The following is a 14180-nucleotide window of genomic DNA, read 5'->3' on the forward strand; positions in this document are numbered from 1 at the left end:
CACGGGCGCGGCGCAGCCGGTGCGCGCGTCGCCGGGAACCAGAGTGTAGCGCGGCACGATGCACGGCCGCGCCCGTGCGATACTCGGGCATTCCTCACCGCTCGCCGCGCGGCCCGATGCCGGCCGCCCGCCCCACGCCCCGATGACCGCTTCCCACGATCCCGCCGCCGCTCCGTTCCCTTGCGCCCGCTTCATCAAGGAAATCGGCCGCGGCCCGCACGGCGCGCGCGCCCTGTCCGCCGAGGACACGTTCGAGCTCTATCGCGCGATGCTCGATGCGCGCGTGTCGGACGTCGAACTCGGCGCGATCCTGATCGCCTACCGGCTGAAGGGCGAATCCGCCGACGAACTGGCCGCGATGCTCGCCGCCGCGCAGGCGTCGTTCGAGCCCGTGCACGTGCAGGACGCCGCGTTCCGCCCGGTGTCGATCCCGAGCTACAACGGCGCGCGCAAGCAGCCGAACCTCGTGCCGCTGCTCGCGCTGCTGCTCGCGCGCGAAGGCGTGCCGGTGCTGGTGCATGGGGTGGAGCGCGATCCGGGCCGCGTGACGAGCGCCGAGATTTTCTCGGCGCTGTCGCTGGCGCCGTCGACGTCGCACGACGCGATCGAGGACACGCTCGCCGAACGCCGCGTCGCGTTCGCACCGATCGACGTGCTGGCACCGCGTATCGCGCACCTGCTGTCGATGCGCAGCGTGCTCGGCGTGCGCAATTCGACGCATACGCTCGTGAAGATCCTGCAGCCGTTCGCGCCGGCCGGGCTGCGGCTCGTCAACTACACGCACCCGCCGTACCGCGACAGCCTCGCGCAGTTGTTCCGCGACCATCCGGACGCCGCGCGGGGCGGCGCGCTGCTCGCGCGCGGCACCGAAGGCGAAGCGGTGGCCGACACGCGACGCCAGGTGCAGGTCGACTGGCTGCACGACGGCGTGTGCGACACGCTGATCGACGCCGAGCGTTCGTCGACCGACGCGCCGCCCGTCGCGCTGCCGGAGTCGCGCGATGCCGCGACCACGGCCGCGTGGACGGACGCCGTGCTGCGAGGCGAGATGCCGGTGCCCGACACGGTGGCGCGACAGGTCGCGACGATCGTACGGATCGCCCGCGTCGCGCGCTGAAGGTGCCGCGGTGCCCGCCCCTTTATCCCGATAATTGACACGCGTCGGCATCCTGGCATAGAGTGGCCGTCATGCGTTCCTTTCCGAACCCCCTCCGAATTACCTCCGGCCGCCTAGCGCGGCCGCTATCGCTACGACTAGCCTAAGGCTGTCGTAGCGCCGTGTGCTGTCCGCACGGTCCTCCCAGCAGTTCCTCGCAGTACCCCTCTCGCAATTTTTACAACCCGAAGTCGTCAGCATTCGTCCGTCCATCCGTCGGCCGATTCGCGAAGATCATCCGCATCCGCGGCGCCATCGCGCGCCGGGTGCGAGGCAGCGCCAACCGACGCCCCTGCCGCCCGTCTTCGCTCGCGACTTGAGACCCGAGGTCCAGAAGATGATGCGCAATCCGCAAGACAAGTACCGCCCGTTCGAGCCCGTCCGCCTCAATGGCCGCCGCTGGCCGGCCCGCACCATCGAGCGCGCGCCCGTATGGATGAGCACCGACCTGCGCGACGGCAACCAGTCGCTGATCGAGCCGATGAGCATCGAGCAGAAGCTCGAGTTCTTCGAGATGCTGGTCGCAATCGGGTTCAAGGAGATCGAAGTCGGTTTTCCGTCGGCGTCGCAAACCGACTTCGATTTCGTCCGCAAGCTGATCGACGACCAGCGGATTCCCGACGACGTGACGATCGAAGTGCTCGTGCAGTCGCGCGAAGACCTGATCGCGCGCACGTTCGATGCGCTCGAAGGCGTGCCGCGCGCGATCGTGCACCTGTACAACGCGGTCTGCCCGTCGTTCCGCCGCATCGTGTTCGGGATGTCGAAGGACGACGTGAAGGCGCTCGCGATCGACGGCACGCGCGTCATCAAGGCACACGCGGCCGCGCGCCCCGATACGCAGTGGACCTTCCAGTACTCGCCGGAAACCTTCAGCATGACCGAGCTGACGTTCGCGCGCGAGATCTGCGACGCGGTCGCGCAGACGTGGCGTCCGACCCGCGACCACAAGATGATCGTCAACCTGCCGGCCACCGTCGAAGCCGCGAGCCCGAACGTGTTCGCCGACCAGATCGAATGGATGGACCGCAACCTCGCGTATCGCGACAGCATCGTGCTGTCCGTGCATCCGCACAACGATCGCGGCACCGCGGTCGCGGCGGCCGAACTCGCGCTGCTCGCGGGCGCCGACCGCATCGAAGGCTGCCTGTTCGGCAACGGCGAGCGCACCGGCAACGTCGATCTCGTCACGCTCGCGCTGAACCTCTACACGCAGGGCATCGATCCGGGCCTCGACTTCTCCGACATCGACGCGGTGCGCCGCGTCGTCGAACGCTGCAACCAGATTCCCGTGCATCCGCGCCATCCGTACGCGGGCGACCTCGTGTTCACCGCGTTCTCGGGCTCGCACCAGGACGCGATCCGCAAGGGGTTCGCGCAGCAGCGCCCCGACGCGGCGTGGGAGGTCCCGTACCTGCCGATCGACCCGGCCGATCTCGGCCGCAGCTATGACGCGGTGATCCGCGTGAACAGCCAGTCCGGCAAGGGCGGCGCGACGTTCCTGCTCGAACGCGGGATGGGCTTCACGCCGACGCGCCGCGTCCAGATCGAGTTCAGCCATGCGGTGCAGACGCTCGCCGATGCATCGGGCGAGGAAGTGACGGGCGACGCGATCTGCGCGCTGTTCGCGCGTGAATTCTTCGAAACCGACGGCCCGGCCGCACGCCACGGCAGCGGCGCGCGCTGGCAAAACCGCGAGATCGCGACAGCGCCCGCCGCCGAAGCGATGCCCGACGATGCCGTGCGGCATTTCGCCGCGGCATTTGCGGCGGCCGCCGGCGCCGCGATCGACGTCGCGTCGTGCGAACACACGCGCGCCGCGGATGGCCGGATCGCGGTATCGGTCGGCTGCCGGGTCGGCGAGGCGCCGCTGCGGCACGGTGTCGGCATGCATGCCGATGCGGCGAGCGCAGCGCTCGATGCGGTCGTCAGCGCGATCAACCGCTCGGCATGGCACTGCGCGGACCACCGCGCGGCGGCCTGAGCGCCGGGCTTCGATGCAGGTTGAAACGTCAGCGAGCGGTGCGTGACCGCCCGTGCGCCGCGCGATCCGCGCCGCACGAGGCAGCAAAAAGCGGCTCAGAAGGCCGCTTCGGTCGACACATGAAAAGGAGCGCCACCCGCGCTTACGTGTCGGTCGCGCACCGCGTCGCCTGCCACGCGAACAGGCACCAGCGGCCCCGGTCGTGCGTGTGGACGGACGTATAGGCAATCGGGAAGACGAGGCCGCCGTTGTTCGTTTCCATCTCGATCAACGCGCGCCCGGTGACGACGCAGGTCTCGTCGCCGACGGGCAGCACGTCCTGCGACTGGATTTCGATCTGGCGATAGCGGCGGCGGCCGGCGACGATGGCGTCGATGAACTGCTGCTTGGTTTCGCGCTTGCCGTTGGTGTGGACGAAAAACACCTTGTCCGACAACAGCGCGTCGAGCGCCTCGCCGTCGCCGTCCACCATCGCCCGGAATCGATCGCGCTCGAGCGCGCGGATCGCATCGACCACCTTCGCCATCGCCTGACTCCTCGGCAACGCGCCCGCCTTGCACGGGCGTACGGATCAGAAGTTGTACTGCAGGTAGAACTGGTGGAAATTTATACCAGGATTCGGCTCTTTGATACCCGCGTTAGACACATGTTCGAAACGGTAGCCGACCTGATATTGTTGCCGTTGGCCGAACTGCACGCCCACGCCGCCGGTCGGCGCGAACTGGAACGCGGTCGACAGCGAGAAATTGTCCGAGATCGTCGGGTGCGTCAGAAGCCGGACGCCGCCACCCGCCTCGATGAACGGGCGAATCTGCCCGCTGCTCTTGATGAAGCGGAACATCGGCGTCACGCCGAACTCGCCGATGTTGCCGTGGACGTTGCCGCCCGTGTGCCAGTAGCCGGCGTGCCCTTCGACGACGAACGTGAAGTGCCAGCCGCCGATTTCCCACCAGTTCCAGCCCGGATCCCACACCACGCCGATATCGGCCTTGTCGATCCCGCGACGATCCGAAAACCCGCCGCCCGCCTGGATCCCCCATCGATCCGCGAAAGCCGCACCCGATCCGCCCAGAAGAGACGCTGCCAGCATCGCATGCAGCGCGAGCCGGCTGCGGGACCGGCGATTCTTCTTGTTGTTCATCTGACACTCCAACTTTGTGGGTTGAATGGAGCCTGCCGCAACGGCCGGGCCCGAGCGAACTGAATGGTATGGTAAAGGACTTTTCGGATCGGCATCACGAAGCGAAATAGCTTGCTTCCAAAAAGACAAAAATCGAAATCGTCTACCGATTCTCATCAGAAACAACGGCTTACGGAACTCCCCGACGCGGCCCTTGTCGCAGAATAGACTATCGACTCGGCCAATTCGATAGAAAAGCGGGAACTCCGATGCCCCCGCCCGCTCTAAGGAATTAGCACTCGTATTCCGGGAGTGCTAAGATGACCCACGGAATCTCATCCGAGACCGGGGGTTTGTCCCTGATTCCAAAGGAGTTTTTAGTGAGCCACGCCCTGACCCTCCCGAACACCCTGAGCCCGACGCCGGCCAAGGCCGAATCGGCAGGCTCGCTGGCGCTCGCAGCCCAATCGATGTTGCCCGGCCAGCTCGGCAACATCGACGCGTACATCCAGGCCGTCAACCGCATTCCGCTGCTGACCGCCGAGGAGGAACGCCGCTACGCAACCGAATTCCGCGAAAACAACGACCTCGACTCGGCGCGCCGCCTCGTGCTGTCGCACCTGCGTCTCGTCGTGTCGATCGCGCGCAACTATCTCGGCTACGGCCTGCCGCATGGCGACCTGATCCAGGAAGGCAACATCGGCCTGATGAAAGCCGTGAAGCGGTTCGACCCGGCGCAAAACGTGCGCCTGGTGTCGTATGCGATTCACTGGATCAAGGCCGAAATCCACGAGTACATCCTGCGCAACTGGCGCATGGTGAAGGTCGCCACGACGAAGGCGCAGCGCAAGCTGTTCTTCAACCTGCGCAGCCACAAGAAGAGCATGCAGGCGATGACGCCCGAGGAAATCGACGGCCTCGCGCAAGAGCTCAACGTCAAGCGCGAAGAAGTGACCGAGATGGAAACGCGCCTGTCGGGCGGCGACATCGCGCTCGAAGGGCAGGTGGAAGACGGCGAGGAATCGTACGCGCCGATCGCCTACCTGGCCGACTCGCACAACGAGCCGACCGCCGTGCTCGCCGCGCGCCAGCGCGACATGCTGCAGACGGACGGCATCGCGCAGGCGCTCGACGCGCTCGATGCGCGCAGCCGCCGCATCATCGAGGCGCGCTGGCTGCACGTCGACGACGACGGCTCGGGCGGCTCGACGCTGCACGATCTCGCCGCCGAGTTCGGCGTGTCGGCGGAACGCATCCGCCAGATCGAAGCGAGTGCAATGAAAAAGATGCGCACCGCCCTCGCCGAATACGCGTAAATCCCCGGCGAGTCAGAATCGCTTCATCGAAAACCGCTGCCCGACGCAGCGGTTTTTTTCATCCGTTTTTTCCGCTGCTTTTCACCCGCTTTTCAGCGCGCTTCACGCGCCGTTTCCTCGCCGATCAATTGACCTGATTCATCGGGTATTACGTCATTTGCGGCGCCCTTCCGCATAACCTTGATCTGCCTCAATTTTTACCCCATGTTTCGCGACGGTCTGCCGCAGCGCGGCACTCGGCATCGGAAAGCCGTCCTTTTAAAATTGGCATGTCAGGCGCAAAAGGATTAAAACAGCTTCACGGCCGTCATAAATCCGACGTAAAGTCGCCCCCAATCCGACTTAAATCGATTCAGGATAATCGCCTTGATCTCGATCAATAAAGAGCCCGCACCGCCGCCTCCCCAACGGCCGGCCGGCACGATCGGCTGGCGCGCGCGCATCGCCGCGTGGGCACGCGGACCCACCCTCGGCCGCGACATCACCGTGGTGCTGATCGTCAAGCTGATCCTCCTGATGTCGCTCAAATACGCATTCTTCAATCATCCGCAGGCCGAGCACATGTCGTTGCCGCCTGCCGCCGTGGCCGAGAAGCTGCTCTCGGTGCCGGCGCCTGCACCCTCCGAGGGAGACCACCATGATAAGTAGTGAAGTCGTCGATCTGTCACGTCTGCAGTTCGGCATCACGGCGCTCTACCACTTCCTGTTCGTGCCGCTGACGCTCGGCCTGTCCTGGCTGCTCGTCATCATGGAAGCCGTCTACGTGATGACCGGCAAACAGGTCTACAAGGACATGACCCAGTTCTGGGGCAAGCTGTTCGGGATCAACTTCGCGATGGGCGTGACGACCGGCATCACGCTCGAATTCCAGTTCGGCACGAACTGGTCGTACTACTCGCACTATGTCGGCGACATCTTCGGCGTGCCGCTCGCGGTCGAGGGCCTGATGGCGTTCTTCCTCGAATCGACGTTCGTCGGCCTGTTCTTCTTCGGCTGGAACCGCCTGTCGAAGGTCAAGCACCTGATCGTCACGTTCCTCGTCGCGCTGGGTTCGAACCTGTCGGCTCTGTGGATCCTCGTCGCGAACGGCTGGATGAACAACCCGGTCGGCGCCGAGTTCAACTACCAGACGATGCGCATGGAGATGACGAGCCTGTTCGACGTGCTGTTCAACCCGGTCGCGCAGGTGAAGTTCGTGCACACCGTGTCGGCCGGCTACGTGTCGGCGGCGATGTTCGTGCTCGGCGTGTCGTCGTGGTACCTGCTGAAGAAGCGCGACGTCGACTTCGCGCTGCGCTCGTTCGCGGTCGCGGCCGGCTTCGGCCTCGCCGCCACGCTGTGCGTGATCGTGCTCGGCGACGAATCGGGCTATACGACCGGCGAAGTGCAGAAAATGAAGCTCGCCGCGATCGAATCCGAGTGGGACACGCAGCCGGCGCCCGCGTCGTTCACGCTGATCGGCATCCCGAACCAGGAGCAACAGCGCACCGACTACGCGATCAAGATCCCGTACGCGCTCGGCCTGATCGCGACGCGCTCGATCGACGAACCGGTGATCGGCCTGCGCGATCTCGCGAAGCACAGCGAGGAACACATCCAGAGCGGGATGATCGCGTACGGCGCGCTGCAAAAGCTCAAGCAGGGCGACACGAGCGACGCGACCCGCGCGCTGTTCGACCAGCACAAGCAGTATCTCGGCTACGGGCTGATGCTCAAGCAATTCACGCCGAACGTGACCGACGCCACGCCCGAGCAGATCAAGGCCGCCGCGAAGAAGACGATCCCGCCCGTCGCGCCCGTGTTCTTCTCGTTCCGGATCATGGTGTTCCTCGGCTTCCTGTTCGTCGCGACGTTCGTTGCCGCGTTCTGGTTCTGCGCGCGCCGCCAACTGCTGCAGGACAACCGCCGCTGGTTCCTGCGCTATGCCGTGTGGGCGATCCCGCTGCCGTGGGTCGCAATCGAATTCGGCTGGATCGTCGCCGAGCTCGGCCGCCAGCCGTGGACGATCGCCGGCGTGCTGCCGACGCATCTGTCGGCGTCGAGCCTGCAGCCGAGCGACCTGTACCTGAGTCTCGCCGGCTTCATCCTGTTCTACACCGCGCTGTTCGTCATCGAGATCAAGCTGATGTTCAAGTACGCGCGCCTCGGCCCGTCGTCGCTGCATACCGGCCGCTATCACCACGAACTCGCCGCTGCCGGCGAGCGGGCCGCCGTCTGAGCACGCCCTCGCAACGGAACAAGGAATCGCTATGGACTATGCAACTCTCAAGCTGATCTGGTGGCTGCTCGTCGGCGTGCTGCTGATCGGCTTCGCCGTCACCGACGGCTTCGACATGGGCGCGACCGCGCTGCTGCCGTTCCTCGGCAAGACCGACGAGGAGCGCCGCATCATCGTCAACACCGTCGGCGCGACGTGGGAAGGCAACCAGGTGTGGCTGATCACGGCCGGCGGCGCGATGTTCGCCGCGTGGCCGCTCGTCTACGCGGCGTCGTTCTCCGGCTTCTACTTCGCGATGCTGCTCGTGCTGTTCGCGCTGTTCTTCCGGCCGGTGGGCTTCGACTACCGCAGCAAGCGGCCCGACCCGCGCTGGCGCGCGGGCTGGGACTGGGGCCTGTTCGTCGGCGGCTTCGTGCCGGCGCTGGTGTTCGGCGTCGCGTTCGGCAACCTGCTGCAGGGCGTGCCGTTCAAGTTCGACAGCGACCTGCGCGTGACCTACTACGGCGGCTTCTGGGCGCTGCTGAACCCGTTCGCGCTGCTGTGCGGGCTCGTCAGCCTCACGATGCTCGTCGCGCACGGCGCCGCGTTCATCAAGATGAAGACCGACGGCGCGATCGCGCGCCGTGCGTCGATCGCGCTGCGCGTCGCGTCGTTCCTCGCGGTCGTGCTGTTCGTGCTGGCCGGCGTGCTGGTGGCCGCTTATATCGGCGGCTTCCACATCACCCACGCCGCGCCGACCGATACCGTCGCGAACCCGCTGCTCAAGGACGTCGCCGCCGGTTCGGGCCTGTGGCTCGCGAACTACGGCGAATATCCGTGGATGATCGCGGCGCCCGTCGTCGGGATCGCGGGCGGCGTGCTCGCGCTGCTGCTCGCCGGCTCGAAGCAGGAGAAGACGGCGTTCTTCTGCACGGGCCTGATGATCGTCGGCGTGATTCTGACCGCCGGCTTCTCGATGTTTCCGTTCATCATGCCGTCGTCGCTCGACCCGCGCAGCAGCCTGACCGTATGGGATTCGACGTCGAGCCACATGACGCTGCAGGTGATGCTGTTCGCGGTGATCGTGTTCCTGCCGATCATCCTGATCTACACGAGCTGGGTGTACCGCGTGATGCGCGGCAAGGTCACGCACCAGTCGCTCGAAGAGAACAAGCACTCGATGTATTGACGCATTGAACCGGGCCGGGCGCGCAGGCGCGCTCGCCCACCGTTTCGCAAGGAGTCGGATCATGTGGTATTTCAGCTGGATTCTCGGTATCGGCGTCGCGCTGTCGTTCGGCATCGTCAACGCGATGTGGCTCGAAGCGCGGCAGAAGCCGCAGGAAGCGCCGGTGCGTGCACGCCGCGACTGACGCACCAACGCGCGATACGCGCGCGGCCGATCGCGCCGGCCGCCGCCGTCCGGAAGGAAAGAACCTCGCTTCGCGCGAGGTTTTTTTTCGTCCCGGCCGCGCTGGCAGGCATCGCACGGCGATGCCAATTTAGCGCCAGATTGATACCACTTGAATACCAATAAAAGGTTTCATAAGATCGTTGGACACGGCCGCTGACAGGCCGATTCCTTCTGGGTGGGGGGAGACATGCGAATCCCGTATGTGGCGTGCGCCTGCGCGCCGTGTCGACGTGCGTGTGCCACGGCGCGCGCCGTCGTCGCGCTCGTGCGCGACCGGACGAATGCCGCCGGCTGCCGCCACCTCGCCGGCGTGGCGATTGCCGCGTACCGCCGATGAATCCGCGCCCGGCGCCGCGCCGGTCCGATCGGCACGCATGCCCGCCTCCCGTTCCGTAACGCACGCTCCCGCGTGCCGAATGCGCGCGGGGCACCCGCATCGCCCCGCGTGCTGGTATCTCCCGCAGCTCCACTGAAAGACCCGCTCGCAGCGACGTCGCGTCACGACGTCGCTACGCCCCCTTTTTCTCAGGAGTTCGAATGAAGCTTACCTTGCCCTCCCTCATTGCCGGTCTGCTGATCGCGGCGCTGTCGCCGGCCGCGATCTCGGCGGTGCCGGCGTCGGCCGCCGCTGCCACGAGCGCCGGCACCGCGCAATCGGCCGCCGCCCAGGCGGCCAGTCTCGCGACGCTGCTGTCGAACGGCCTCGCGTTGCGCGTGGCCGTCGACAACAACCACGCGGCCGCGGCCGGCGTGCCGTGCGCCGATCTCGGCGCCGACGGCGCCGCCTGCGCGACCGGCCGCCTGATCCTGCAGAACCGCGGCCACCAGGCGATCGCCGACGGCGGCTGGAAGCTCTACCTGCACAGCATCCGCCGCCTGCTGCGGATCGATCGCCCGGGCTTCGCGCTGCGGCGGCTCACCGGCGACCTGTACGAACTGACGCCGCAGCCGGGCTCGGTGCGGCTCGCGCCCGGCGAGCGCATCGAGCTGCCGTTCGTCGCCGAATACTGGCTGCTGCGCTACAGCGACGTGATTCCGCGCCCGTATGTCGTCGTCGACGGGGCGCCGCCGGCCGTGCTGCGCTACAACGACACCGACAACGAACTGCGCTACGTCGAATCGCTGCCGGCCGACGCGCAGAACAACTCGACCGGCAACGCGCCGCCGGTGGCCGCACGGCCCGATCCGGGCCGCGCGCTGCCGAGCGTGAAGCGCGAACAGCCGCTGCCCGGCACGCTCGAGCTGCGCGGCGTCGAACTCGCGCTGCCCGACCTGCCGGACGCACAGGTCGCGGCGCTGCGCGAGCGCGCGGCGACCCTCGGGCTCGACGGCGCGCGCGTGCCGGTTCGCGGCGCCATCGCGCCGCGCCGGCTGCCGGCCGACATCGCGACACCGGGCGGCTACCGGCTCGCGATCGGGCCGCGCGGCGTGCTGATCGAAGGCTACGATCGCGCGGGCCTCTACTACGGCGTGCAGACGCTCTACTCGCTCGCGCCGGCCGGCGGCGGCCCGATCCCGGCGATGCTCGTCGAGGACGCGCCGCGCTTCACGCATCGCGGCATGCACGTCGACCTCGCGCGCAACTTCAAGCATCCGGCGACGCTGCGCCGCCTGATCGACCAGATGAGCGCGTACAAGCTCAACCGCCTGCACCTGCATCTGTCCGACGACGAAGGCTGGCGCATCGAGATTCCCGGCCTGCCCGAGCTGACCGAGATCGGGGGACGCCGCTGCCACGACCCGAGCGAGACGCGCTGCCTGCTGCCGCAGCTCGGCTCCGGCCCCGACAACCGCTCGGGCGGCGGCTACCTGACGCGCGACGACTACGTGGCGCTGGTTCGCTACGCGGCCGCGCGCTTCGTGCAGATCATCCCCGAGATCGACATGCCCGCGCATGCACGGGCGGCCGTCGTGACGATGGAGGCGCGCTACCGGCGGCTGCATGCGGCCGGCCGCGAGCAGGAAGCGAACGCGTACCGGCTGCTCGACCCGCAGGACACGACGAACCTGACGACGGTGCAGTTCTACGATCGGCGCAGCGACCTGAACCCGTGCGTGCCGGGCGCGCTCAACTTCGCGTCGAAGGTGATCCGCGAGATCGCGGCGATGCACGCGGACGCGCAGGCGCCGCTGCAGACCTGGCACTACGGCGGCGACGAAGCGAAGAACATCTTCCTCGGCGGCGGCTTCCAGCCGCTGAACGGCACCGACCCGAACAAGGGGCGCATCGATCTGGCCGCGCAGGACAAGCCGTGGGCGCGCTCGCCCGCGTGCACGGCGCTGCTCCAGCGCGGCGAGATCAAGTCGATCGACGAACTGCCGACGCGCTTCGCGAAACAGGTGAGCGCGGCGGTCAACGCGAACGGGATCGGCACGATGGCCGCGTGGCAGGACGGCATCAAGCATGCGAACGGGCCGCAGGATTTCAGCACGCGCCACGTGATGGTGTCGCTGTGGGACACGATCTTCTGGGGGGCGTCGGACAGCGCGCGCGACCTGAGCGGCAAGGGCTATCTGACGGTACTCGCGCTGCCCGACTACCTGTACTTCGACTTCCCGTACACGCTCAATCCTCGCGAGCGCGGCTACTACTGGGGCTCGCATGCAACCGACGAGTACAAGGTGTTCTCGTTCGCGCCGGAGAACCTGCCGCAGAACGCCGAAGTGATGGGCGACCGTGACGGCAATCCGTTCGAGGTGACGGGCACGGGCCCCGCGCCGCGCATCGAAGGCATGCAGGGCCAGGCGTGGGGCGAAGTGATGCGCAACGACACCTTCCTCGAATACATGGCCTATCCACGGCTGCTCGCGCTCGCCGAGCGCGCGTGGCACCGGGCCGACTGGGAGCTGCCGTATGCGGCCAGCGTGCGTTTCAAGCGCGGCGACACGCACCACGTCGACATCGCCGCGCTGCAGCGCGACTGGGCCGGCTTCGCGACGCTGCTCACGCAGCGCGAATTGCCGAAGCTCGACCGCGCCGGCGTCGGCTACCGGAAGCCGACCTTCACGCTGACGAATCCGTGAACGGCTGAAGGTATCGGGTAATGCGCGATGCGGGCAAACGCATCGCGCCTCGCCCGCCCCCCAAAAAAAACGGCTTGCGACGCGTGCGTCGCAAGCCGTTTTCGTTTGACCGCCGGCCCGGATCCGCCGCGCGGATCGATCAGGCCGGCTTCACCGCATCACGCCGGTTGTGCGGCCGCCCCGCCGCCCGACGGCGGCAGGCGCGCGCCGAGCTGTTCGGCATAGCGAGCCGCCGCGTTGCCGCAGACGATGTGGAACGTGTCGAGCGACACCCATGCGACGTCGAGCGTGCCGAGACGCTCCTGATCGACCGCCGACGGATCGCGCACGACCACGCGCAGGCGCGTGGTGGCCACCACCTCGAGCGACGCGACGTTGGTCGCCCCGCCGAACACCGCGAGCCAGCGGGCCGGCTCCGGATCGAGCGGGCCGGCGGCCGCGCCCGTGACGGGCTGCGCGGCAGCGCCGGTTGCGGCCGATGCGGCACCGGTCGCGCCGCCGCCGATCGCGGCACGCATCTCGTCGGCGATGATGTCGGCCTCGGGCCCGATGATCACCTGCACGCTGTTGCCGCCGCGCTTGAGCACGCCGCGTGCGCCGATCGACTTCAGTTCCGGCTCCGATACCTTCTCCGGATCGACGACGCTCAGGCGCAGGCGCGTCGTGCACGCGTCGACGACCGACAGGTTGGCCGCCCCGCCGAGCGCGGCGATGTAGCGTTGCGCACGCGGTGCGGCAGCCGTTGCAGCCGCGCCCGGCGCGACGAAGCCGCCCGATGCGTACGACTCCGCGGCTGCATCGGTCGATGCCGGCTCACGGCCCGGCGTGGCCATGTTGAACTTGCGGATGAAGAAGCGGAACAGCCCGTAGTACGCGACGCCGTACGCGATGCCGAGCGGAATCGCGATCCAGCCCTTCGTCGACAGCCCGTAGTTCAGCACGTAGTCGATCGCGCCGGCCGAGAACGTGAAGCCGAGCTTCACGCCGAGGATCTGGCAGATCGCGAGCGACAACCCCGTCAGCACCGCGTGGATCACGTACAGCACCGGCGCGAGGAACATGAAGCTGAACTCGATCGGCTCGGTCACGCCGGTCAGGAACGACGTCAGCGCCATCGAGAACAGCAGGCCGCCGACCATCGCGCGGCGCTCCTTCGGCGCTTCATGCAGCATCGCGAGACACGCCGCCGGCAGGCCGAACATCATGATCGGGAAGAAGCCGGCCATGAAGGTGCCCGCGGTCGGGTCGCCCGCGAAGAAGCGGTGCAGGTCGCCGTGCACGATCTCGCCGCCGGCGGGCGGCGTGAAGTTGCCGAACACGAACCACGCGAGCGAGTTGATGATGTGGTGCAGGCCGGTGACGAGCAGCAGACGGTTCAGGAAGCCGAACACGAACGCACCGATCGCGCCCGCCGTCGTCAGCCACTGGCCGGCCGCATCGATCGCATGCTGGATCGGCTGCCAGACGTACCCGAACGCGATGCCCAGTATCACGCAGACCAGCCCCGTGATGATCGGCACGAACCGCTTGCCGCCGAAGAACGCGAGGTAGTCCGGCAGCTTGATGTCCTTGTAGCGGTTGTACAGCAGGCCCGCGACGACACCCGCGATGATCCCGGACAGCACGCCCATGTTCAGCTTGGGATCGATGTCCTTCATGATCGCGGTTTCGATCAGGTAACCGATCGCGCCCGCGAGCGCCGCCACGCCGTTGTTGTCCTTCGCGAAGCCGACCGCCACGCCGATCGCGAACAGCAGCGGCAGGTTGTCGAAGATCGCGCCGCCGGCGTCGGCGATCATCTTGATGTTGAACACGTCCGGCTGGCCGAGCCGCAGCAGGATGCCGGCGACCGGCAATACCGCGATCGGCAGCATCAGCGCCCGGCCCAGGCCCTGTATTTTCAGAAACGGATTCCCGTTCATTCAGTCCTCCAATCCTTGTCTCGTCATTAATCGTCGTTGAACTACTT

At 67.1% G+C, this 14180-nt stretch carries 11 protein-coding genes; 8 read left to right on the forward strand and 3 right to left on the reverse strand.

Annotation, left to right across the window (positions count from 1 at the left end; translation table 11 throughout):
• Positions 1 to 142 precede the first annotated feature (142 nt).
• Positions 143 to 1117, forward strand: coding sequence for a DNA-binding protein YbiB (gene ybiB / locus CFB46_RS02145; protein WP_027785476.1), 975 nt, complete (start codon positions 143 to 145; stop codon positions 1115 to 1117).
• A 376-nt stretch (positions 1118 to 1493) separates the two neighbouring features.
• A complete protein-coding gene (leuA, locus tag CFB46_RS02150; protein ID WP_027785477.1) occupies positions 1494 to 3140 on the forward strand; it encodes a 2-isopropylmalate synthase in 1647 nt (548 codons plus the stop codon).
• Between the two features lie 142 nt (positions 3141 to 3282).
• On the opposite strand, the gene CFB46_RS02155 is transcribed toward leuA, so the two are convergent.
• Both CFB46_RS02155 and pagL read right to left on the reverse strand, forming a co-directional pair.
• Positions 3283 to 3666 carry a nuclear transport factor 2 family protein gene (locus CFB46_RS02155; RefSeq protein ID WP_027785478.1) on the reverse strand — a complete coding sequence of 128 codons (384 nt, stop codon included), beginning with the start codon at positions 3664 to 3666 and terminating at the stop codon, positions 3283 to 3285.
• A gap of 45 nt (positions 3667 to 3711) precedes the next feature.
• Positions 3712 to 4281: a lipid A 3-O-deacylase PagL gene (gene pagL, locus CFB46_RS02160; RefSeq protein WP_027785479.1), complete on the reverse strand. Its 570-nt coding sequence runs from the start codon at positions 4279 to 4281 to the stop codon at positions 3712 to 3714.
• Positions 4282 to 4640: 359 nt separating this feature from the next.
• Between pagL and rpoH the strand changes: the two genes are divergently transcribed.
• The 6 genes from rpoH (at position 4641) to CFB46_RS02200 (ending at position 12211) form a co-directional block, all read left to right on the forward strand.
• Positions 4641 to 5576: an RNA polymerase sigma factor RpoH gene (gene rpoH / locus CFB46_RS02170; RefSeq protein ID WP_027785480.1), complete on the forward strand. Its 936-nt coding sequence runs from the start codon at positions 4641 to 4643 to the stop codon at positions 5574 to 5576.
• Between the two features lie 360 nt (positions 5577 to 5936).
• The gene (gene cydP, locus CFB46_RS02175; protein WP_027785481.1) at positions 5937 to 6224 is read left to right on the forward strand and encodes a cytochrome oxidase putative small subunit CydP; all 288 of its coding nucleotides are present in this window, start codon (positions 5937 to 5939) and stop codon (positions 6222 to 6224) included.
• The gene (locus CFB46_RS02180; RefSeq protein WP_027785482.1) at positions 6214 to 7794 is read left to right on the forward strand and encodes a cytochrome ubiquinol oxidase subunit I; all 1581 of its coding nucleotides are present in this window, start codon (positions 6214 to 6216) and stop codon (positions 7792 to 7794) included. Before cydP ends, CFB46_RS02180 begins: the two co-directional genes overlap by 11 nt.
• 31 nt (positions 7795 to 7825) lie before the next feature.
• Positions 7826 to 8962, forward strand: coding sequence for a cytochrome d ubiquinol oxidase subunit II (gene cydB, locus CFB46_RS02185; RefSeq protein WP_027785483.1), 1137 nt, complete (start codon positions 7826 to 7828; stop codon positions 8960 to 8962).
• 61 nt (positions 8963 to 9023) lie between these two features.
• Positions 9024 to 9146, forward strand: coding sequence for a cytochrome bd-I oxidase subunit CydX (gene cydX, locus CFB46_RS02190; RefSeq protein ID WP_006483737.1), 123 nt, complete (start codon positions 9024 to 9026; stop codon positions 9144 to 9146).
• 578 nt (positions 9147 to 9724) lie between these two features.
• The gene (locus tag CFB46_RS02200; protein WP_027785484.1) at positions 9725 to 12211 is read left to right on the forward strand and encodes a family 20 glycosylhydrolase; all 2487 of its coding nucleotides are present in this window, start codon (positions 9725 to 9727) and stop codon (positions 12209 to 12211) included.
• Between the two features lie 158 nt (positions 12212 to 12369).
• Here CFB46_RS02200 and nagE read toward each other — a convergent pair whose 3' ends face one another.
• Positions 12370 to 14133, reverse strand: a complete 1764-nt coding sequence (gene nagE, locus CFB46_RS02205; RefSeq protein WP_027785485.1) for an N-acetylglucosamine-specific PTS transporter subunit IIBC — start codon at positions 14131 to 14133, stop codon at positions 12370 to 12372.
• Positions 14134 to 14180: the final 47 nt, after the last annotated feature.

The sequence above is a fragment of the Burkholderia sp. HI2761 genome (genome assembly GCF_002223355.1).
Classification (GTDB): domain Bacteria; phylum Pseudomonadota; class Gammaproteobacteria; order Burkholderiales; family Burkholderiaceae; genus Burkholderia.